This is a genomic window from Brachybacterium paraconglomeratum, assembly GCF_003994255.1.
Classification (GTDB): domain Bacteria; phylum Actinomycetota; class Actinomycetes; order Actinomycetales; family Dermabacteraceae; genus Brachybacterium; species Brachybacterium conglomeratum.
Window position 1 is genome coordinate 323,596 of sequence record NZ_ML133852.1, and the last position, 21,666, is coordinate 345,261.

General features: G+C 73.3%; 19 protein-coding genes. 11 read left to right on the top strand and 8 right to left on the bottom strand.

Annotated features, from left to right (window positions below; all coding sequences use genetic code 11):
* Window positions 1–43 precede the first annotated feature (43 nt).
* Window positions 44–724, bottom strand: coding sequence for a phosphoserine phosphatase SerB (serB, locus tag DS079_RS05605; protein WP_126985565.1), 681 nt, complete (start codon window positions 722–724; stop codon window positions 44–46).
* Window positions 721–1,962 (bottom strand): glucose-1-phosphate adenylyltransferase, encoded by a 1,242-nt coding sequence (gene glgC, locus DS079_RS05610; RefSeq protein ID WP_126985567.1) that lies wholly within the window; start codon window positions 1,960–1,962, stop codon window positions 721–723. The genes serB and glgC overlap by 4 nt, the downstream gene beginning before the upstream one ends.
* Window positions 1,963–2,090: 128 nt before the next feature.
* Between glgC and glgA the strand changes: the two genes are divergently transcribed.
* A complete protein-coding gene (gene glgA / locus DS079_RS05615) occupies window positions 2,091–3,284 on the top strand; it encodes a glycogen synthase (protein WP_126985569.1) in 1,194 nt (397 codons plus the stop codon).
* Window positions 3,285–3,329: 45 nt separating this feature from the next.
* Here glgA and DS079_RS05620 read toward each other — a convergent pair whose 3' ends face one another.
* Entirely contained in the window at window positions 3,330–4,115 is a 786-nt protein-coding gene (locus DS079_RS05620) for a hypothetical protein (protein ID WP_126985571.1), read from the bottom strand.
* Window positions 4,112–5,659, bottom strand: a complete 1,548-nt coding sequence (locus tag DS079_RS05625; RefSeq protein ID WP_126985573.1) for an RNB domain-containing ribonuclease — start codon at window positions 5,657–5,659, stop codon at window positions 4,112–4,114. The genes DS079_RS05620 and DS079_RS05625 overlap by 4 nt, the downstream gene beginning before the upstream one ends.
* Window positions 5,660–5,765: 106 nt before the next feature.
* Between DS079_RS05625 and DS079_RS05630 the strand changes: the two genes are divergently transcribed.
* From DS079_RS05630 to DS079_RS05645, 4 genes are all read left to right on the top strand, one after another.
* Entirely contained in the window at window positions 5,766–6,560 is a 795-nt protein-coding gene (locus DS079_RS05630) for an ABC transporter ATP-binding protein (RefSeq protein ID WP_126985575.1), read from the top strand.
* A gap of 4 nt (window positions 6,561–6,564) precedes the next feature.
* Entirely contained in the window at window positions 6,565–7,395 is an 831-nt protein-coding gene (locus DS079_RS05635; RefSeq protein WP_126985577.1) for a TrmH family RNA methyltransferase, read from the top strand.
* A 72-nt stretch (window positions 7,396–7,467) separates the two neighbouring features.
* Entirely contained in the window at window positions 7,468–8,370 is a 903-nt protein-coding gene (locus tag DS079_RS05640; RefSeq protein ID WP_126985579.1) for an aldo/keto reductase, read from the top strand.
* 23 nt (window positions 8,371–8,393) lie between these two features.
* Window positions 8,394–9,281 (top strand): helix-turn-helix domain-containing protein, encoded by an 888-nt coding sequence (locus DS079_RS05645; protein WP_126985581.1) that lies wholly within the window; start codon window positions 8,394–8,396, stop codon window positions 9,279–9,281.
* Between the two features lie 91 nt (window positions 9,282–9,372).
* On the opposite strand, the gene DS079_RS05650 is transcribed toward DS079_RS05645, so the two are convergent.
* The 4 genes from DS079_RS05650 to DS079_RS05665 form a co-directional block, all read right to left on the bottom strand.
* Window positions 9,373–10,569: an MFS transporter gene (locus DS079_RS05650; protein WP_126985583.1), complete on the bottom strand. Its 1,197-nt coding sequence runs from the start codon at window positions 10,567–10,569 to the stop codon at window positions 9,373–9,375.
* 107 nt (window positions 10,570–10,676) lie between these two features.
* Entirely contained in the window at window positions 10,677–10,817 is a 141-nt protein-coding gene (locus DS079_RS05655; protein WP_206516138.1) for a winged helix-turn-helix transcriptional regulator, read from the bottom strand.
* Between the two features lie 29 nt (window positions 10,818–10,846).
* A complete protein-coding gene (locus tag DS079_RS05660) occupies window positions 10,847–11,428 on the bottom strand; it encodes a 2'-5' RNA ligase family protein (RefSeq protein ID WP_126985587.1) in 582 nt (193 codons plus the stop codon).
* Complete coding sequence (locus tag DS079_RS05665; RefSeq protein ID WP_126985589.1) at window positions 11,425–12,456, bottom strand: NAD(P)-dependent alcohol dehydrogenase; 1,032 nt, start codon at window positions 12,454–12,456, stop codon at window positions 11,425–11,427. Before DS079_RS05665 ends, DS079_RS05660 begins: the two co-directional genes overlap by 4 nt.
* Before the next feature lie 234 nt (window positions 12,457–12,690).
* Here DS079_RS05665 and DS079_RS17035 point away from each other — a divergent pair, with 234 nt between their 5' ends.
* From DS079_RS17035 to DS079_RS05695, 6 genes are all read left to right on the top strand, one after another.
* On the top strand, window positions 12,691–14,208 hold the full coding sequence (locus DS079_RS17035) for an HNH endonuclease signature motif containing protein (RefSeq protein WP_164736120.1): 1,518 nt from the start codon (window positions 12,691–12,693) through the stop codon (window positions 14,206–14,208).
* A 176-nt stretch (window positions 14,209–14,384) separates the two neighbouring features.
* On the top strand, window positions 14,385–15,212 hold the full coding sequence (locus DS079_RS05675) for a hypothetical protein (protein ID WP_126985591.1): 828 nt from the start codon (window positions 14,385–14,387) through the stop codon (window positions 15,210–15,212).
* Entirely contained in the window at window positions 15,212–16,993 is a 1,782-nt protein-coding gene (locus tag DS079_RS05680) for a Y-family DNA polymerase (protein ID WP_126985593.1), read from the top strand. Before DS079_RS05675 ends, DS079_RS05680 begins: the two co-directional genes overlap by 1 nt.
* Window positions 16,994–17,207: 214 nt before the next feature.
* Complete coding sequence (locus DS079_RS05685; RefSeq protein ID WP_126985595.1) at window positions 17,208–17,792, top strand: winged helix-turn-helix domain-containing protein; 585 nt, start codon at window positions 17,208–17,210, stop codon at window positions 17,790–17,792.
* On the top strand, window positions 17,783–18,235 hold the full coding sequence (locus DS079_RS05690; protein WP_126985597.1) for a hypothetical protein: 453 nt from the start codon (window positions 17,783–17,785) through the stop codon (window positions 18,233–18,235). The genes DS079_RS05685 and DS079_RS05690 overlap by 10 nt, the downstream gene beginning before the upstream one ends.
* Window positions 18,236–18,237: 2 nt before the next feature.
* Complete coding sequence (locus DS079_RS05695; RefSeq protein ID WP_126985599.1) at window positions 18,238–21,663, top strand: error-prone DNA polymerase; 3,426 nt, start codon at window positions 18,238–18,240, stop codon at window positions 21,661–21,663.
* Window positions 21,664–21,666 lie beyond the last annotated feature (3 nt).

Sequence of the window (21,666 nt, forward strand, 5' to 3'; positions counted from 1 at the left end):
CCCACCGTCGCGGTGGGGCGGGCGCTGTGCTGTCCGGAGCCGCTCAGCGGGAGGCCGCGGCCTCCAGGTGCGGCCAGGCGTCGAGCAGCGACTCCCCGTCCAGCACCACGTCGGCCATCTCCCGCAGCGCGGGCTTCGCCCGGAAGGCGATGCCGGTGCCGGCGGCGGCGAGCATCTCGCGGTCGTTCGCCCCGTCGCCCATCGCCACGATCCGCGCGACCGGCACGCCGTGCCGCGCGGCGAGCTCCTCGAGGGTGGCGCGCTTCGCGGCGCCGTCGATGATCGGGCCGGAGACCTTCCCGGTGAGGCGGCCGCCCGCGATCTCGAAGCGGTTCGCCCGCACGTGGTCGATGCCCGCCTCGGCGGCGAGGGGATCGATCACCTCGTGGAACCCGCCGGAGACCAGCGCGGTCGCCCAGCCGGCCGCCTTCGCGCGGCGCACCAGCTCGAGCGCGCCGGGCGTCGGCACCAGCGAGGAGCGCACCTCGGCGAGCACCGAGTCGTCGAGCCCCTCCAGCAGCGCCACCCGCGCCCGCAGTGACGCGGCGAAGTCGAGCTCGCCGCGCATCGCCGCGGTGGTGATCTCCTCGACCTCGGCCCGCACGCCGGCGTGATCGGCGACGAGCTCGATCACCTCCTGCGTGAGGAAGGTCGAGTCGACGTCGGAGACGAGCAGCCCCGTCGCGAGGGAGGTCGTCGTGGTCCCGGGAACTGCGGCGCTCACGGCTCGATGACCGTGCCCTTGCCGATCACGGTGATGCCGGAGTCGGTGACGACCCAGCCGCGGGCCCGGTCCTTCTCGGCGTCCAGGCCGATCTGGGTGCGCGGGGGGACGACCACGTCCTTGTCGATGATCGCGCGGTGGATCTGGCAGTGCCGACCCACCGTGACGCCGTCCATCAGCACGGAGTCCGAGACCGTCGACCACGAGTTCACGCGCACCCCGGGGGAGAGCACGGAGCTGGAGACCGAGGCGCCGGAGACGACCACGCCGGGCGAGATGACGGAGTCCACCGCGGAGCCGACGCGGCCGGGGCCGGCGTGGACGAACTTCGCCGGCGGCGCGTTGCGGTGCCCGGTGAAGGTGGGCCACTTGTCGTTGTAGAGGTTGAACACGGGGTGGATCGAGATCAGATCCATGTGCGCGTCGTAGAAGGCGTCCAGGGTGCCGACGTCGCGCCAGTAGTCGCGGTCGCGATCGGTGGAGCCCGGCACGTCGTTGTGGATGAAGTCGTAGACCGTCGCGTCGCCGTTCTCCACGAACGAGGGGACGATGTCCCCGCCCATGTCGTGCTTGGAGGAGTCGTCCTCGGCGTCGCGGGTGACGGCCTCGACCAGCGCGTCGGCGGTGAAGATGTAGTTGCCCATCGAGGCGAGGACCGAGGAGGGGTCGTCAGCCAGGCCCTCGGTCTCCTTCGGCTTCTCGACGAAGGCCTTGATGGCGGTGGGGTCCGACGGATCGGTCTCGATGACGCCGAACTGGTCCGACAGCTCGATCGGCTGACGGATCGCGGCGACCGTGCAGGAGCGGCCGGACTCGATGTGCGCGTCCAGCATCTGCGAGAAGTCCATGCGGTAGATGTTGTCGGCGCCGACGACGACCACGTACTCCGGCTTCTCGTCGTGGATCAGGTTCAGCGACTGGGCGATCGCGTCGGCGCTGCCGCGGAACCAGTGCTTGCCCATCCGCTGCTGCGCGGGGACCGGCGCGACGTAGTTGCCCAGCAGCGAGCTCATCCGCCACGTCTGGGCGATGTGCTTGTCCAGCGAGTGCGACTTGTACTGGGTGAGCACGACGATCTTGAGATAGCCGGAGTTGACGATGTTCGACAGGGCGAAGTCGATGAGGCGGTAGATGCCGCCGAACGGCACCGCGGGCTTTGCCCGATCGAGGGTCAGCGGCATCAGCCGCTTCCCCTCGCCGCCGGCGAGGACGATGGCGAGGACCTTTTGGGACGACATGGTGCGAGGATAGTCCAATCGTGGCACTCGTCACGCACATCCCCGAGAGCGTGGGCACACCGGGCGGAACGGGCAATCCGGTCTGCGTCGGGCGCCCCGCGCCGAGGCACGAAGGAGAAGGAACCCCCATGCGCGTCGATCTGCTCACCAAGGAGTACCCCCCGGAGGTCTACGGCGGTGCCGGAGTGCACGTCGCCGAGCTCACCAAGGTGCTGCGCCCGCACATCGACGTGCGGGTGCGGGCCTTCGGCGCCGAGCGCGAGGAGGAGGGCACCAGCTCCTACAGCACCCCCGCGGAGCTCGAGGGGTCCAACGCCGCCCTGTCCACCCTCGGCACCGACCTGCTGATCGCCGCGGACTGCGGCGGCGCGGACCTGGTCCACTCCCACACCTGGTACGCGAACTTCGCCGGGCACGTCGCCTCGCTGCTGCACGGGGTGCCGCACGTGCTCTCGGCCCACTCCCTCGAGCCGCTGCGCCCGTGGAAGGCCGAGCAGCTCGGCGGCGGCTATCGCGTCTCCTCCTTCGCCGAGCGCACCGCCTATGAGGGCGCAGCCGGGGTCATCGCGGTCTCCGCCGGGATGCGGGAGGACATCCTGCGCGCCTACCCCTCGGTCGACCCGGCCAAGGTGCACGTGGTCCACAACGGCATCGACATCGACTCCTGGGCCCCGAACCAGGACACCTCGGCGCTGACCTCCCGCGGCATCGACCCCGAGGCGCCGACGATCGTGTTCGTCGGCCGGATCACCCGCCAGAAGGGCCTGCCCTACTTCCTGCGGGCGGTGCGCGAGCTGCCCGAGGACTACCAGGTGGTGCTGTGCGCCGGCGCCCCGGACACCCCGGAGATCGCCCAGGAGGTCGACGGGCTCGTCAGGGAGCTGTCCACCACCCGCGGCAACGTGCACCTGATCACCGAGATGCTGCCGCGCCACGAGCTGACCCAGATCCTCACCCACGCGACCACCTTCGCGTGCCCGAGCATCTACGAGCCGCTCGGCATCGTGAACCTCGAGGCCATGGCCTGCGGCACCCCCGTGGTCGCCTCCGCGACCGGCGGGATCCCCGAGGTCGTCGCCGACGGGGAGACCGGCTACCTGGTCCAGCTCGAGCAGCTCAGCGACGGCACCGGCACCCCCGTGGACCCGGAGAGGTTCATCGCCGATACCCGCGACGCGCTGGTGCGGATGGTCTCGGACCCGGCACGGGCGAAGGAGATGGGCGAGGCCTCGCGCCGCCGGGCCGCCGAGCACTTCTCCTGGACCTCGATCGCGGAGCGCACCCTGGAGGTCTACCGCACCGTCATCGAGCAGTCGCGCTGACCGCCTGAGCCCCGGCCGTCCCGGCGTGCGCCGGGGCGGCCCGTCTCAGCCGAGCTCGTCCAGCACGATCCGCTCGATCGCCTCGACCAGCGCCGCGCGCGCCGCCTCGTGCAGCTCGTCGAGCAGGCCCCTCCGTGCGAGCGCCTCGGAGAGGTCGATCGTGTGGCCGTGGCCCTCCTCGATCTCGGAGCGGGTCAGCAGCAGGGTGCGGGAGGCGAGGACCAGCAGGTGCGCGGCCGCCCCGTCGACGTGGCGAGGCAGTGCGGTGCAGATCCAGGTGGGAGGGATGCGGGCGGCCTCGACCGGCTCCTCCGGCACGAGGTCCAGGTCGACGCTCCCCTCGGCCGTGCGCCGCAGCGCGCGCAGCAGTTCCTCGCGGGCGCTGCCCGAGGTCGCCGCCGGCGGGACCTGCGCCCCGAGCGGCGCCTCGACCTTCACCCAGGTCACCGCCGTGACCTCGCGTCCCTCGACCTCGACCGGGCTCAGCACCGGGACGAGGGTGTGATCGGCGATCCCGGCGCCGGTGACGATGATCGCCTGCTCCGCCTCGAGGGCGAGCGGCACCACCGGAGGCGGGCCGACGAGGCCCGCGAGCCGGCCGGGGGCGGGCAGCACCAGACGCAGCTGGGCGAGCGGCAGGCGGCGCAGCGCCGTCATCCACTCGAACAGGTCCGTGCCCTCGCCGGAGGGTCCGGAGCGGCCCACGCCGTGGCTCATCCGGGCGGCGTCGTCGGGCCCGAGATCGCCGCGCAGGTAGGCGGCGGTCCACAGCATCAGCACCGCCGCCCGGGGGAGGGCGACGAGATCACGCCCGGCAGCGGCCTCGCTCACGAGCCGGCTCCGTCCTCGCCGCCGGGCGCCTCGTCGTCGGCCGCGCTCGACTCGTCGGCCGCGACGAAGACCGCCCGCCGCGCGGGGACGTCCACCGTCTCCAGCCGTACCCGCACCACGGTCCCGACCTCCGCGTCCATCGGCACCCAGGCGGTCACCGGCGGATCGGTCAGCTGCACCTCGACGCGCAGCGGGGCGCCGGACCCGTTGCCGTTGCCCTCGCTCGCCTCGCGCCGCTCGATCACCGTCGCGTCGAAGGTCTCGCCCTGCCAGGCGACGAGCGCGGCGGTCTCCACGAGCTCGCGGGCGGCCCGCTCGAGGTTCCCGGCCTGCGCGCCGGTGGACTGCATCGCCTCGGGGATCTCGCCGAGGGCGGCGAGCAGCTCCTGCGAGGGGCTGCGGCCCTGCGCATGGTCCAGGCAGACCAGCAGCACGAAGCGGTCCACGAGGCGGCGCAGCGGGGCGGTGGTGTGGGCGTAGGGCGCGGCGATCGCGGCCTGCACCGGGTCCTCGGGCACCTCCTCGGGACGGGTGAACGCCGCATAGGAGGCGCCCCGGAACAGGGAGGTGGCGAGGTTCAGCAGCGCGAGATGGGTCGGCTCGCGCCAGTCCAGGGAGCGCAGGAACTCCCCGTACTCCACGCCCTCGCGCCAGGGCACGCCGAGCACCTGGCTCTGGCGGCGGAAGCGGTCCACGGCGCGCTGCTCCGCCGGCGGCATGGTGCGCAGGATCCCCGCGCCGTGCTCGAGCATCAGGCTCGCCGCGGCCATGCCGGTCATCAGCGAGAGCTGCGCGTTCGCGTCCTCGATCGGGTTCATGCTCCGCCAGGTCAGGCGCACGTGGTCCTCCTCGGCCACCACCTCCTGCTCGGGCACGTTCAGGCTCGCCCCACCGCGCTCGGCCTCGAGCGCGGTGCGGAGGTCGCCGATCTCCTCCAGCAGCACCATCATCGGATGGCCCTGCCCGGCGTCGAGCTCCTGCTGCACCTGGTCGTAGGCGAGCTTCGCGACGGAGCGGACCAGCGCCCGCTCGAGCCCGATCCCGACGACCTCGCCGCGCTCGTCCAGCGTCAGCTCCCACACGAAGGCGGGCGCGGTCTGCTCCGGCAGGAGGGAGGCGACGCCCTCGGAGAGCACCTCGGGATGCAGCGGTATGCGTCGGTCCGGGAGGTAGAGGGTCTCCCCGCGCCGCCGCGCCTCATGATCGATCACGCCGTCGAGGTCGACGAAGAAGGGCACGTCCGCGATCGCGTACAGCACCCGGTACCCCTCCGTGGTGCGCTCCAGGTGCATCGCCTGGTCGAGGTCCGTGGAGCTTGCCGGGTCCAGGGTCACGAAGGGCACGTCGGTGAGATCGCGTCGGTCCGCACCGCCTGCCGCGGCGTCACGCCCCGCGGCCTTCTCGGCGGCGGCGAGCACGTCGGCGGGGAACTCGAGCGGCACGTCGCCGTCGTGGTCCGCCAGGAGCGCGTCGATGCCCTCGCGGAGGTCGTCGGCGGCGACCGAGCCGCGCGGTGCGAGCAGGGAGACGGGACGGTGCGCCACAGGGACCTCCAGCAGGTCGGGGTCGGACCGGGCCAGTCTAGGCAGGGGCCGACGCGCCCGGTGGGCCGACCACGGACCAGGGCGCCCAGGCGATAGGCTCGGGGCCATGTCCGTCGCAGCAGCCTCCCTGACCGATGTCACCGTCACCCGCAGCGGGAAGACCATCCTCGACGAGGTGACCCTCCGGATCGGGGAGGGGGAGCGGTGGGCGGTGCTCGGCCCCAACGGCGCCGGCAAGTCCACCCTCGTGCGCCTGCTCTCGGCACGGCTGCACCCCACCTCCGGCACCGTCGAGATCCTCGGCGAGCAGCTGGGGCGCGTGGACATCTTCGAGCTGCGCCCACTGCTGGGCCTGGCGAGCCAGGAGCTCGCCGACACGATCCCGGCCGACGAGACCGCCGAGAACGTCGTGGTCACCGCCGGGTACGGCGTCGTCGGCCGGTGGCGGGAGAGCTACGACGAGGTCGACCTCGAGCGCGCCCGCACCCTGCTGGCCGCCTTCGGCGTCGGCGGCCTCGCGGACCGCCACTTCGGCACCCTGTCCACCGGCGAGCGCAAGCGCGTCCTCGCCGCGCGTGCCCTGATGACCGACCCGGAGCTGCTGCTGCTGGACGAGCCCGCGGCGGGCCTGGACCTCGGCGGCCGCGAGGCGCTCGTGCGCACCCTGGGGCGGCTCGCGAAGGACCCCGCGACCCCGGTGACGTTGCTGGTCACCCACCACGTCGAGGAGATCCCGCCGGGCTACACCCATGTCGCGCTGCTGCGCGACGGCGGCCTGGTCGCCGCCGGCCCCATCGCCGAGACCCTCACCTCCCAGAACCTGACGAGGACGTTCGGGCTGCCGCTCGTGGTGGAGCAGCGCGGCGAGCGCTTCACCGCCCGCTCCCTCTCCCTGGACTGAGCGCATGAGCGAGGCGCAGCTGCGCCGGATCACCGAGCTCGGGGACCCGGCGCTCGACGACTACCTGCGCATGACGGACGTGAAGCTACGCTCCCGCGTCGAGGTGGAGCGGGGCCTGTTCATGGCCGAGAGCTTCGAGGTCATCTCCCGGGCGATGGACGCGGGGATGGCCCCGCGCTCGTTCCTGATGAGCGAGAAGTGGCTTCAGAAGTTCGCGCCGCTGTACGAGCGCTTCCCCGAGGTGCCCGTGTTCGTGGGGGAGGAGGCGCTGCTCGAGCAGCTCACCGGCTTCCACCTCCACCGCGGCGCGCTCGCGGCCATGCAGCGCCCCGAGCTGCCCGGCGTCGCCCAGCTGCTGGAGGGCGCGCGGACCGTCGCCGTGCTCGAGGACATCGTCGACCACACGAACGTCGGGGCGATGTTCCGCTCCGCCGCGGCGCTGGGCGTGGATGCGGTGCTGGTGACCCCGCAGTGCGCGGACCCGCTGTACCGCCGCTCGATCCGTGTCTCGATGGGCACCGTCTTCCAGGTGCCGTGGACCCGGCTGACCTCCTGGCCCGCCGCGGGCATCGACGGCCTGCACGAGGCCGGCTTCGACGTGCTCGCCCTGGCGCTGACCGACGGGGCGGCGCCGCTGGACGGAGTGGACCTCGGCCCGAAGCGGAAGGTCGCCCTCGTGCTCGGCGCGGAGGGCCACGGCCTGAAGCCCGCGACGCTCCGCGCGGTCGACGAGCACGTGGTGATCCCGATGGCCGGGGGAGTGGACTCCCTCAACGTCGCCGCGGCCAGCGCCGTGGTGTTCTGGCAGCGTCGGGCGATGCTCTCGCTGGGATGAGCCCCCCCCGGTCGCGAAGGGGGAACCAGCAGTTCCTCCCACCGGCGCGTCACCGCTCCTAGCGTGGTCGGCATGACGATCGATCTCACCGCACCGAATCCCTCCTTCACCCTGAACAACGGCGTGACGATGCCGGCCCTCGGCCTCGGCGTGTTCCAGACCCCGCCGGAGGAGACCTCCGCCGCGGTCGCCGAGGCCCTGCGCATCGGCTACCGCCACATCGACACCGCCGCCTCCTACGGCAACGAGCGGGAGGTGGGGGAGGGGCTGCGCGCCTCGGGCGTGGACCGCTCCGAGGTGTTCCTCGAGACGAAGCTGTGGATCACCGACTACGGCTACGACCAGGCGCTGCACGGCTTCGAGAAGTCCGCCGCGAAGCTCGGCGTCGACCAGATCGACCTGCTCCTGCTGCACCAGCCGCTGACCAGCGAGTTCGAGAAGACGATCGGCGCCTACAAGGCGCTGGAGACGCTGCTGGCCGACGGGCGCGTGCGCGCCATCGGCATCAGCAACGTCATGCCGGATGTGCTCGAGCGCCTGCTCGAGGCGACCGGCGTGACCCCCGCTGTGAACCAGGTCGAGTCCCACCCCTACTTCGCGCAGCGCGACGTGCAGGAGGCGAACGCCCGCCACGGCATCCTCACCCAGGCCTGGTCCCCGATCGGCGGGATCACCCACTACCGAGGCGACGTGGAGCGCTCCACCCTGACCGACCCGGTGATCGGCGAGATCGCCGCCGCGCACGGCCTCACGCCGGCGCAGGTCATGCTGCGCTGGGGCCTCCAGCAGGGCCGCTCGGTCATCCCGAAGTCCGTGCGCCCCGAGCGGATCGCCGAGAGCCTCGACGTGTTCCGCGTCGCGCTCTCCGACGAGGAGGTCGCCCGGATCGACGCGCTGGAGACCGGCGAGCGCGGCGGCCCCGACCCCGATGCGATCACGCTGGAGACCTTCGGCCGCGAGATCCCGGAGGCGTGAGCGGGGAGGAATACGGTGTGACCATGGACCATCGAGCAGAGGTGAGCGACTTCCTGCGCACGCGTCGGGACCGGATCACGCCCTCCCAGGCGGGGATCCTCGGCGGCACGCGTCGACGCGTTCCCGGGCTGCGCCGCGAGGAGGTCGCCGCGGCCACGGGGATCAGCGTCGAGTACTACGCCCGGATCGAGCGCGGCGACCTGCGCGGCGTCTCCACGGAGGTGCTGGACGCGCTCGCTCGCACCCTGCTGCTGGACGAGGCGGAGACCGACCACCTCCACGACCTCGCCGAGGCCGCGGGGCCGCCGGCCCGGCGGCGGCCCCGTCACGCCGAACAGCCCTTCCCGGACACCCTGCAGCGCTTCGTCGACGCGGTCTCCGTGCCGGTGTGGGTGCGGGACCGGCGCATGGACGTGGTGGCGACGAATCCCGTCGGCCGCGCGCTGTACGCCCCGGTGCTGGAGGACCCCGCCGCCCGCGGGAACACGGCCCGCTTCGTCTTCTTCAGCCCCGCGTCGCAGAGCTTCTTCCCGGACTGGGAGGACAACGCCACCGGCATCGTCGCGACGCTGCGCACGTATGCGGGCCAGTCCCCGCGCGACAAGCGGCTCAGCGACCTCATCGGCGAGCTCGCCACCCGCAGCGACGACTTCCGTGTGCGCTGGGCCGCGCACGACGTGCGCCACCACCGCACCGGCCTCAAGCGCATCCACCACCCGGAGGTGGGAGACCTCGAGCTCGGCTACGAGGCGATGGACTTCCCCGCCCATCCCGACTGGTTCATGTTCGGGTACACCGCCGCGCCCGGCTCACCGAGCGAGGAGCGACTGCGGCTGCTGGGCAGCCTCGCGCAGGAGTCGGCCGACTGGGCCCGCACGTCCGCCGACGGGCGCACCGCCGCAGCCGGCTGACGGCAGTGCCGAGGACCGACCAAGGCCCGCCGACCAGGGACCGGACGCGTGGCGATCGTGCTCCTGAATCAGCCGTTCCGGCTCACGTGGCTCAGGCTCGCGCCGTCTCCGCTGGCCGGGCCGCGAGGCGCTTCGCCAGCGGGATCATGACGAGCCCGATCACGGTCAGCACCGCGCAGATCGCGAAGATGCCGCGCTGTCCCAGCAGCGGCAGCGCCCCGGCGGCGATGATCGGCCCGGACAGGATCGCGCCGACGCGCCTCGCGTTCATGAACAGTCCCGTGGACATCCCCGCCCCCGGGATCAGGTCCTGGAAGAGGGTCAGTCCGATCCCGGAGATCGCGGCAAAGCCGAGAGCGTTCGGGATCTGCAGCACGAGCAGCAGCACCGGCTCGGTGACCAGCATCAGCCCGGCGTAGTAGACGGCCGAGAGCACGGCGCCGACCGCGACCAGGGTCAGGTGCGAGATGCGGTCGCCGAGCCGCCCGATGATCATCAGCGCCGGCACCTCGAGCGCGGCGGCGACGCCGAGCACGATCCCCGCCCACATGACGCTGAGGCCCACCGTCTCGGTGACGTACAGCGCCATGAACGTCATCGCCGTCGCATTCGTGGCCTGGAACAGCACGAACGCGCCGATGATCACTACGGTCGCGAGCCCGCTGCCGGGCGGCAGCGCGTGCGGGGAGCGGGCCGGCTCGGGCGCCTCCGCAGCTGCGGAACGGTGCTGCCGCATCATCACCGCGGTCATCACGATGTTCACCACCGCGATCACCACCAGTGCCAGCAGGATCCCGCGTGCCCCGGCCCAGCCGATGATCGCGGTCGCGAGCGGCGGCCCGCCCATCCACGCCGCGGAGATGATCGCGCGGGTGTCGACGATCGTGGAGGTGGCCGCGCCGACGTCCCGCAGATGGGCGAAGAGCATCGTGGTGCCGAGCCCCGCCGGGCCGCCGAGGACCACCAGCGCCACCGTCGCGAGCGGCAGCGTGCTCACCGCGGCGAGCGCTGCGGCCAGCGCGATCGTCAGCACCGCGGCGGCCATCAGCATCGGCAGGTAGGTGCGGCGCCGGTCCGCCCAGGCGGGCAGCACGATCGAGGCGATGAAGCCGCCGGCGTTGTAGATCGCCAGCGACCAGCCGATGTCCGCGGTGGAGGCGTCGTAGAGCGTGGCGAGGATCAGCGCGAGCGCGGGGCTCAGCAGCGAGGAGTGCAGCCCCCACAGCAGCGCCGCCGACGGCACGAGCAGGCGGGAGGCGAGGGGGCGCTGCGGGGCATCAGAGGGCATGGAGATCCTTCATCGTTCGGAGGTCGAGCTCCCGGCACGCTATGCCGCCGCCGTCCTCGCCGGGAGGAACTGCCAGGGCACCCCTCGTGACTGCTGCTGTCCCTCGGTCATCCACGGGGCGGGAGAGCTGCCGCGTAGTCGGCGCCCCATCGGTTCATCGCCTCCACGACCGGAGCGAGGGCATGACCGAGCTCGGTGAGCTCGTAGTCGACCCGCGGCGGCACCGTCTCGCGGTCGGTGCGGGCCACGACGCCGTCTTGCAGAGGGTCTCGAGGGGTCATCGCGTTCCGAGTCGGTAGGAGCGGACGTGCCGCCACGGCTTCGGCGACGTGCGTCCCGCGAGCGCGGGACCGCTCCAGAGCTCCACATGATCGAGGCGGTCCTCGACGGGCAGATGCGCCGCGACCGCGTGCTCGGCCGCCAGGAGCTCGGACAGAGGGCGGTCATGTCCGATCGTCAGATGGGGCATGACGTCTTCGAGCGGGATCGCGCCGCCGTAGGGAGGGTGGTCGGGGAAGGCGGCGACGACCTGCTCGGTGAGTCTCCGGACCGGGGAGGCGTCGTCGAGCGCGATGTAGAGAACCTGTCCCCCGAACCACCCGGTCCGTCTACCCGCATACGAGATAGGAGGTTCATCGGCAAACAGTGCTTCCAGTCGATCGTGGTCCCGTGCGCGCAGGGCCTCCAGGGGCACAAAGGGATGGAGCACGGTGAGGTGCGCGGGGATCCCATCGGCCGCCGCACTGTCGAGCCGTCGCCGATGTTCTGCGACAGCTCGCTCGGCGCCGGGAACCGGCAGCAGCAGCGCCGTCTCCTGCGGACCTCGCAGCTTCGACGCCGATCCTGCCGACGGACTCACAGCGTGATCTGGATCTTCACGTCCGTCGGCCGCCCCTCGAGGAACCGCTCGAAGGCGGCGACCGAGTCGTCGAAGGCGAAGGTCTCCGAGACGAAGGGGGAGAGGTCCACGGCCTCGCTCGCAGCGAGGTCGATCGCCTTCTGGTGCACGTTCGCGTAGCGGAACACCGTCTCGAGCGAGACGCCGCGGCTCTGGGCGGTGGCGATGTCGAAGGGCACCGGATCCACCGGCATGCCCACCAGGACGATCCGCCCGCCCGGCGCGGGCAGCGACCACAGGGCCTTGTACGCGGGCGCGGCGCCGGTCGCCTCGAAGACGACCTGCGGGCCCCAGCCGCCGGTCGCGTCGCGCACCGTCTCGCCGAGGTCCTGCTGGGTCGCGTCGACGGTGACGATGCCGTCGATCCCGTCGAGCAGCGCGAGCTTCTCCGGCAGGACGTCGGAGATGAAGACGGTGCTGGCACCGCCGGCGAGCGCGGCGAGCGCGGTCATGATCCCGATCGTGCCGGCGCCGACCACGGCGGCGACGTCTCCGGGGGAGATCTCCGCCTTGGTCGCGGCGAACATGCCGACCGCGAAGGGCTCGATCAGCGCGCCCTCGGCGAAGCTCATCGACTCCGGGAGCTTGTAGGTGTAGGCGGCGGGGTGGAGCACCTCGTCGGCCAGGCAGCCGTGCACGGGCGGGGTCGCCCAGAACTCGACGCCCGGGTCGACGTTGTAGTTGCCCTCCTTGACCGCGCGGGAGGTGGGGTCCGGCACGCCCGGCTCCATGACCACACGGTCGCCGACGGCGAGATCCGTGACGCCCTCGCCGACCTCGAGGACGGTGCCGGCGCCCTCGTGGCCGAGGATCATCGGCGCCTCGACCACGAACGGGCCGATCTTCCCGTCGGTCCAGTAGTGCACGTCGGAGGCGCAGATGCCGACGGTGTGCATCGCGATCCTCACCTGGCCGGGGCCGGGAGCGCCGGGCGCCTCGACCTCCTCGATCGACATCCGGCTCTTCTCGTGCAGCACCAGCGCTCGCATCCCAGTCCTCTCCCTCGATGTGCGGTCCGTCTCATGATCGCAGAGGAGCGGCGGGGGAGGAGGGGACGTCCGACGGCATCGGGACCGGCACGGTCGACGGCGCCTGGAGCGCCGACCCATGTCGTCGACGGCGTCGATCGTTCCTCCACAACGGCTCCGGGTCCACAGGAACCGGGTGCCTCTGTCGCCGCAGGGGCGCTCTCCCTAGGGTCGAGAGGAGTGCACGACCAGGCAGTGAGCCGACGACCCGGACGGCGGGAGAGCCGCGAGGAGGTGGGGGAGATGGGCGAGTTCGAGCAGGACGCGCCGGAGCACGCGCGGCCTCGAGGCATCGAGGACGCGGGCTCCGCCGTCCCCGGCCGACGGTCCGCGACGCCCGCACACCCCGTCCTGCCGTCGCGCCTGCGCGCGGTGCACGAGGCCTCGCTCGAGGAGAGCCGCCGGCTCGCCGTGCGCTTCCGGGCCCTCGCCCCGTCGTTCCTCGACCCCGCGGAGGACGGGACCGACGAGGACGAGGCCGAGGCGGAGCTGCTCGCCGCGGCCCTCGCCCTGCGGTGCACCCGTGCCGTCGCCGCCAGGATCGTCCGCGATGCGCACCGCGCGGTCACCGAGCTGCCCCGCACCCTGGAACGTCTGGAGACCGGGGAGTTCCCGGCGGCCTGGTTCGAGAGGATCCTGCGGCGCACCCGGCACCTGACCGCGGCCCGGATGGAGGACGTGGACGCTGCCACCGTGCACTGGCCCGTCAGCCTCACCGCCGAGCAGTTCCAGCTGCGCCTCTCCCGCCTCCTCTCCCGGCTGGAGTCCCAGCAGGAGAGCCCTGCGCACATGACCCCGGAAGGCCGGCGCCGTGTGGAGCTGCTTCCGACCCGGGACGACGGGATCGGCTGCCTGCGCGTGATCGGGCCGGCACCGGAGATCCTCGACCTCGCCCGCCGGCTCGATGCCGCCGCCCGCGCGGTCCAGGCCGCCCAGCGCCGCGCCTTCGAGACCGGGGAGAGGATCCCCCTGGACCCGCGGGGCACCGCCGCCGAGACGGGGAAGGTCGCCTCCCTCGCCCTGCTCCAGTACGACCTGCTGGGAGGCGCCGCCCTCGACACCGACGGGATCCCGGTCCCGCGGCCCCGCTTCCGCCTCAACGTCACCGTTCCCGTCCTGACCCTGCTCGGCGGCTCCGAGGAGCCCGGCATGCTCGAGGGGACCATCCCGATCCCTCCCGCGATGGCCCGCGAGCTGGCCGGTCAGAGCACTACTTGGTACCGGGTGCTCACCGACCCGTGCACCGGCGCGTTCCTGCCCCTGCCGGCCGAGCGCTACACCCCGACCCGGGCGATGCTGGAGCATCTGCGACTGCGCAGCAGCACCTGCGCCGTGCCGGGCTGCACCCGCTCCACCTCCTGGGCCTCCGAGGCCGACCACATCGAGGAGTACTGCCACGAGGACCCCGAGCGCGGCGGCCTGACCGAGCTCGAGAACCTGCACCTGCTGTGCTGGCAGCACCACCGGGCGAAGACGGCCGGCCTGCTCGACCCCGCCCGCCTGCCCTGCACGCCCGGGCTGCCGGGACGGACCGCCTGGTCGATCCACGACCGGGTGAGCGTGATGGTCCGCGACGGCACCGACCTCGCGAGCCCGGCCATGACCAGGGAGCTCATGGACTCCTGGACGCGCTACGAGGCCGCACGCGAGGGTCGACGACGCGCGCTCGAGCGTCGGAAGGATCCACCGCCCGCACCGCCCCCGCCGTTCTGAGCCGGGCGGACGACTTCCTCATACCTCTCGTCTGTCACACCCCTCCCCGAACCTTCGTATGCACGTTCGAAATCACGACCTGGGCGCCTTGAGCGCCACCCCGCCGAGGCGTACAGTTCGAACCCCTGCTCGAACACGTGTGCGAAGGAACGGCGAGGGCCGGAAGGAGGAGCGCGATGGGCACCGCCCTGCAGATCGAGGACCGCGAGGAGCGGCTGTCCCGGGCCCGGGCCGCACTCGGTGCGGCCGAGCGCTCCGCCGCCCGCTGGGGCGGACGGATCGACCGCACCGCCCTGCAGCCCTCGGCGCGCCCCGTCTCCGAGGCCGAGGACGACGGGCTCGGCGCCCGCCTGCCGGTCCCGGGGCCGCTCCGGACGCTGTTCCCGCGCGGGAGCCTGCGCGCCGGCAGCTCCGTGGCGCTCGAGGGCGCCGCGAGCACCTCGCTGCTGCTGTCCCTCGCGGTCGCCGCGGCGGGGGAGGACTCCTGGTGCGCGATCGCCGGGATGCCCGATCTGGGGCTGCGCTCCGCGATGGACGCGGGCCTGGATCCCTGCCGCCTCGCCCTCGCCCCGGCGGACGGCGAGCAGCGGCCCCAGGTGCTCTCCGCCCTTGCCGACGGGGTGGGCGTGCTCGTGCTCGGCCCCGACCTGGACCTCGCCCCGGCGCTCTGGCGCAGCCTGCTGGGTCGGGCCCGCACCGCCGACACCCTCGTCCTCGCCGCCACCCCGCCCGGCCGCGCCGACCTCACGCTGCGCTCCACCGCTCGAGGATGGTCCGGCCTCGGCCAGGGCTCGGGACGACTGCGTCGGCGCCGTCTCGAGATCACCGCCGAGGGCCGCGGCATCGCCGGTCACCGGTCGGCCGAGGTGCTGCTGCCGCAGGTGGACGGGATGCTCGCAGCGGTTCCCGCCGGTGCGGCGGCGGGGGCTGCGGCCCGTCCGGCGGCGGTCTCGGAGCGGCGTCCGGCGATGCAGCTCCTGCCGAGCGTGCGGAGGGCCGGGTGATGAGCGTGCACGCCCCCGCCGACCTCCACGCCCCCGCCGCGGCCGGCCCCGCTGCTGTCGATGCCGCCACCGTCCGGGCGACCCGCACCGTCGCCGTGACCGTCCCGGACTGGCCGCTGCTGGCCGCGCTGGACCGCCACCAGCGACGCCTCGAGGCCGCCGCAGGGGAGGAGGACGCCCCCGCGCCGGCCCCGCTCGATCTCGCCGCCGTCCCGGTGATCCTGCTCGACCAGCACCGCGTCACCCATGCCGGCGCCGCCGCCCTCGAGGCCGGGGTGCGCCCGGGGATGACGCGCCGCGCCGCCCGGGCCGCCTGTCCCGAGGCGCTCGTGCTGGAGGCCGACCGCGAGCAGGAGACCGCGCTGTTCGAGCTGGTCGCCGCCGCGGTGGACACGATCGCGGCCGGGGTGGACGTGCTGCGCCCCGGGGTGCTGCTGATGTCCGCCCGAGGGCCGGCCCGCCACCAGGGCGGGGAGGAGCGCCTCGCCGAGCGGATCCTCGACGCGGTCGCCGACCTCACCGGCTGGGACTGCGCCGTCGGGATCGCCGACGGTCCCTTCGCCGCACTGCTCGCCTCCGGGCCGGGCCGGATCGTGCACGAGGGCCGCAGCGCCGACTACCTCGCCCCGCACCCGATCCAGGCCCTGCGCAGCGCCCCCGTCGGCCCCGGCTGGGGCCATCGCGGTCAGCCCTCGGCCGCCCGCCCCGAACGACGCCTCGACCTCGCCGAGACGGTCGACCTGCTGCAGCGGCTCGGGATCACGACCCTCGGCGATCTCGCCGCACTGCCCTCGGCCGCGGTCGCCGACCGCTTCGGCCCGGACGTCGCGACGCTGCACCTGCTCGCCCGCGGGCAGGAGCCCGCCCCGCCCGCCGCGCACCATCCCACCCAGCCGCTGCTGGCCGAGACGACGCTGGAGACCCCGCTGGTGCGCACCGACCAGGCGGCCTTCATCGCGCGTCCGCTGGCCGAGCAGCTGCACGCGATGCTGGTCGAACGAGGGCTGGTGTGCACCAGGCTGCGGATCGTGGCCCGCACCGAGGGCGGCGAGGAGATGGAGCGCACCTGGCGGCACGACGGGGCGCTGACCGTCGCCGACGTCGTGGACCGCATCCGCTGGCAGTGCGACGGATGGATCACCCGGGCGCGACTCGGCGGTCCTGCGACCGGGGCGATCACCCGGATCGGGCTGCATCCTCTGCAGCTGGCCCCGGCGGGGGAGAACGCGCCCGCGCTGTGGGGCAGCGCCGGGGAGGCGGCGCAGCGGGCCTCCCGTGCGCTCGCCCGCGCGCAGGGCCTGGCCGGGGAGGAGGCGGTGCAGGTCCCGGCCCTCGTCGGGGGGAGGCTGCTGGCCGACGAGGTCGCCCTGGTGCCCTGGCGCAGCGAGAGGCCCGCACGGCGCGAGGGTCCCTGGCCCGGCGCCCTGCCCCGCCCGGTGCCCGCGACCGTGTTCCGCGACCCGCCCGCGGTGCGGCTCGAGGACGCCGCGGGCCGTCCCGTCGTGGTCACCGCCCGTGGTCTGCTGAGCGGCGCGCCGGCCCGCCTGCTCGTCCTCGCCCCGGGCGCGCCGGCGCTGCAGCGGGCCGGGCTGCGCGCCGGCTCCGGCTGCCAGGTGCTCGCCCATGCCGCCCCCGTCGTGCTCGACGAGCGCTGGTGGGCGCGGGACGGCAGGCGTGGCGCGCGCCTGCAGCTCGTGGTGCGCGGAGCGAGCGCCGAGGAGGTCGCCGTGCTCGCCCTGTCCCGGGCAGGGGAGTGGACGCTGGAGGGGCTCTATGACTGAGGCGACGTGCTGCGAGGAACGAGCGGCAGGAGCGCAGTCCGACGGCACCGCTGAGGCGACGTGCTGCGAGGAACGAGCGGCAGGAGCGCAGTCCGACGGCACCGCTGAGGCGACGTGCTGCGAGGAACGAGCGGCAGGAGCACGGGCAGAGGGGGTCGGGACTGAGGTCCGGGATCTCTTGAGTGTCAAAATAATGGAGGATATCCTCCGTTATATGAGAACCGAAGCGCCGCTGCTCGCCCCCATCTTCCGATCGGACGGCCAGGCTCGTCTGCTGTCCGCCCTCATGCTCGAGGACGAGGAGCGGAGTCTCACCCAGCTCGCCGAGCAGACCGGACTGGCGTACCCCTCCGTCCATCGGGAAGCCACCCGACTTCTCCAGGCGGGGATCCTGACCGAGCGCCAGGCAGGACGCACACGTCTGCTCCGCGCCGACCCGGACAGCCCCCTCGTCGCCCCCCTGCGGGAGATCCTCCTCATCACCACCGGGCCCGTTCCGCTGCTGAAGGACGAGCTCTCCCGGATCCACGGGATCGAGAGCGCATTCCTCCACGGCTCCTTCGCCGCACGGATGCGACGGGTGGACGGTCCTGCTCCGAACGACATCGATCTCATGATCATCGGGACCCCGGACCCCGATGCGGTGTACGACGCCTGCGGACGGGTCGAGGAGATCGTGCACCGCCCGGTCAATCCCACCATCACCACCCGCAGCGAGTTCGATCGCGACTCGGGATTCCACACCCGGGTGCGGAACAGTCCCACCGTCCCCGTCCTCGGAGAGCTGCCATGGCCTTGACCCCGCTCGACCCGAACCAGGAGCAGTCAGTGCGCGCTCTCGTGGCCGCGCGCCGACTGGAACAGGTGCCCGTCGACCTGCGGCGTGCAGAGCTGTTCCTGGAGAAGGCCCGTCGTCGTCTCGCGGACCTCGACAACCTCAGCTGGGCGGAGAGTCGATACAACCTCGCCTACGACGCCGCCCATGACGTCGGAGAAGCGCTGCTGGCCGCCTACGGGTACCGGACGACCAACGGACCGGGACAGCACGAAGCGCTGGGACGCTTCCTGAGGGCAGTGCTGACCACGCCCCCAGGGCAGTCAGGGGCACGACGATTCGATCAGATGCGCCGTGCACGCAACCAGTTGCGCTACGAGGCCTCCAGCGTCGGGGACGCGGATGCCGACGTGGCGAGCAGGGCGGCTCGGGCGCTGCACGACGGCGCGGCAGCGCGGGGCGTCTGACCATGGCCCGCTGGTTCCTGGGCCCGCCCGCGTGGAAGGACCTCGAGGCGGTCCTCTCGGACCGTCCCGCCGAGCTGGTCTCCCCGCCGATCGTCGTCGAGCACACCGGGAAGCAGGCGGAGGATCCGTACCGTCCTGCCCGTCACGTCGAGTACGCGGAGCTGCACGCCCACTCCCACTTCAGCTTCCTCGACGGCGCCTCGAGCCCCGAGGATATGGCCATCCAGGCGGCCCGGCTCGGGCTCGGTGCGATCGCGCTGGTGGACCACGACGGGCTGCCCGGGGTGGTGCAGGCGGCGAAGGCCGCGGCCGAGGCGGGGATCGCGACCGTGTTCGGCGCCGAGCTGACCCTCGGCCTCGAGCCCGGGGCCGAGACCGCGAGCAGCACCCCCGTGACCTCCGCACCCCGCACCGGAACGCCCGACCCCGAGGGGGAGCACCTGCTGGTGCTGGTGCGGGACGAGGCCGGGTACCGCCGGCTCTCCGCCGCGATCGCCCGCGCCCACCTGGGCAGCGGGCAGAAGGCCGCACCCCGCTACCGCCTCGCCGAGCTGTCGCGGATCGCCCGGGAGGGGCACTGGCTGATCCTCACCGGCTGCCGCAAGGGCGCCGTGACCCGGGCCGCGAGCGCGCGCCTGGCCGAGGGGGACCTCGAGGGCGCCGCCCACGCCGCCGCGGAGCAGATCGCCCGCCTGGTGGAGCTGTTCGGGGCGGGCAACGTCGCCGTCGAGCTGATCGTCGGCGGCGGGGGAGAGGCCGACGAGCTCCACGACGCGCTCGCCCAGGGCGCCCGCCTGGTGCGCGAGTCGCACGGGCTGGACGCGGTCTCCCTGCCGCTGGTGGCGAGCACGAACGCGCACTACGCCCGTCCCTCGGACAAGCGCCTCGCCGACACCCACGCCGCCCTGCGCGCCGGGGGGTCGCTGGAGAGCGCCGACCCCCACCTCGCCTCCCGCCCCGCGCACCTGCGCAGCGGGGAGGAGATGGCGCAGCTGCTGCCCCGCTATCCCTCCGCGATCGCGCAGGCGGCGCAGCTGGGCCGGGACTGCGCCCTGGACCTGCGCCTGCTCGCCCCAGATCTGCCGCCCTTCCCCGTCCCCGCCGGGCACGACGAGGCGAGCTGGCTGGTGGAGCTGGTGGAGATCGAGGGGCGCGAGCGCTACGGGCCGCGGCCCGCACCGGGCCTTCCCGAGAAGATCCCCGGGGCGTGGGCGCAGATCGACCACGAGCTGAAGGTCATCACCGACCTGCACTTCCCCGGCTACTTCTTGATCGTCCACGAGCTCGTCGACTTCTGCGCAGGGGAGGGGATCCTCGCCCAGGGCCGCGGCTCCGCCGCCAACAGCGCGGTCTGCTACGCACTGGGGATCACGGCGGTCGAACCCGTCGGCCACGAGCTGCTGTTCGAGCGGTTCCTCGCCCCGGAGCGGGACGGCCCGCCGGACATCGACATCGACATCGCCTCGGACCGCCGGGAGGAGGTGATCCAGCACGTCTACGAGCGCTACGGGAGGGAGAACGCCGCGCAGGTCGCCAACGTCATCACCTACCGGGCGAAGCTCGCGGTGCGCGACGCGGCGAGGGCGCTCGGCTACGACCCCGGCGCGCAGGACGCCTTCGCCAAGCGGATCGAGCGCTCCTTCTCCTCGCTGAAGGACGCGGACGTTCCCGACGACGTGGTCGCCCTCGCCCAGCAGCTGCGCGACGCACCGCGCCACCTCGGCATCCACTCCGGCGGGATGGTCCTCGCCGACCGGCCCGTGATCGAGGTGTGCCCGGTGCAGTGGGCGGCGATGGCGGACCGCTCCGTGCTGCAGTGGGACAAGGACGACTGCGCCGATGCGGGCCTGGTGAAGTTCGACCTGCTGGGCCTGGGGATGCTCACGGCGCTCGACCATGCGCTGAAGATCGTCGCCGAGCACCACGGCCAGCACTTCGAGCTGCGCACCCTGCCGCAGGAGGACCCGGCCGTCTACGACATGCTCTGCGCCGGGGACAGCGTGGGCGTGTTCCAGGTCGAGTCCCGCGCCCAGATCTCCACCCTGCCGCGGCTGAAGCCGCGGGTGTTCTACGACCTGGTGGTCGAGGTGGCGCTGATCCGGCCCGGCCCCATCCAGGGCGGGTCCGTCCACCCCTACATCCGCCGCCGCGCCGGCGAGGAGGAGGTCACCTACCTGCATCCGAAGCTGAAGAAGTCCCTGGGCCGCACGCTCGGGATCCCGCTGTTCCAGGAGCAGCTGATGCAGATGGTGGTCGACGTCGCCGACTTCACCCCCGCCCAGGCCGACCAGCTGCGCCGCGCCATGGGCTCCAAGCGCTCCACCCAGAAGATGCTCGAGCTGTCCGATGCGCTGTTCACGGGGATGGCCCGCCACGGCATCACCGGGGAGGACGCCGAGGCGATCCACCGCAAGCTACTCGCCTTCGCCAACTACGGCTTCCCCGAGTCGCACGCCTACTCCTTCGCGTATCTCGTCTACGCGAGCTCCTATCTCAAGTGCCACTACCCGGCCGCGTTCACCGCCGCGCTGCTGCGCTCCCAGCCGATGGGCTTCTACTCCCCGCAGTCCCTGGTCGCCGACGCGAGGCGCCACGGCGTGCTCACTCACGGCCCGGATGTGCTCGCCTCCCGCGCCCGCACCGACCTGGAGACCGACGAGGAGCACGTCGGGTACCGGCTCGAGACACCGGGGGAGCAGGTGCAGGGGGAGCGGGCCGCGAGCGGCCCCGCGATCCGGCTGGGCCTGGACCAGGTGCGCGGCATCTCCACCGAGACCGCCGAGCAGATCGTCGCCGAGCGGGAGCGCGGCGGCCCCTTCGCCTCCGTCCCGAACCTCGCGCGGCGGGTGCGCCTCACCGCCCGTCAGCTCGAGGCGCTCGCGACGGCCGGGGCGCTGGACCGCCTCGCGAGCTCGCGCCGGCAGGCGCTGTGGGCGGCGGGCGCCGCCGCGCAGGAGTCCCCGGACACGCTCCCGCACCTCGCCGTCGGCGCCGAGGCGCCGATGCTGCCGGGGATGAGCGATGCGGAGCTCGCCACCGCCGATGCCTGGGCCACCGGGATCACCCTCGCGGACCATCCGATGGCGCTGGTGCGGGAACGGATGACAGCCGACGGGGTGCTCTCGATCACCGGCACCCGGGAGGCGGAGGACTCCAGCCGGATCCGGGTCGCCGGGGTGATCACTCACCGCCAGCGCCCCGCGACCGCCGGGAACGTCACCTTCCTCAGCCTCGAGGACGAGACCGGGATCCTCAACGTGGTCTGCTCCCAGGGGTTCTGGGTGCGGCACCGGGCCCTGCTGCGCACCGCGCGGGCGATCGTGCTGCGCGGCATCGTCGAGAACCGCACCGGCGCGGTGAACCTCGTCGCCGACGCGGTGGAGCCCCTGGACCTGGCCGCGGCGGGCCGGTCCAGGGACTTCCAGTAGGCG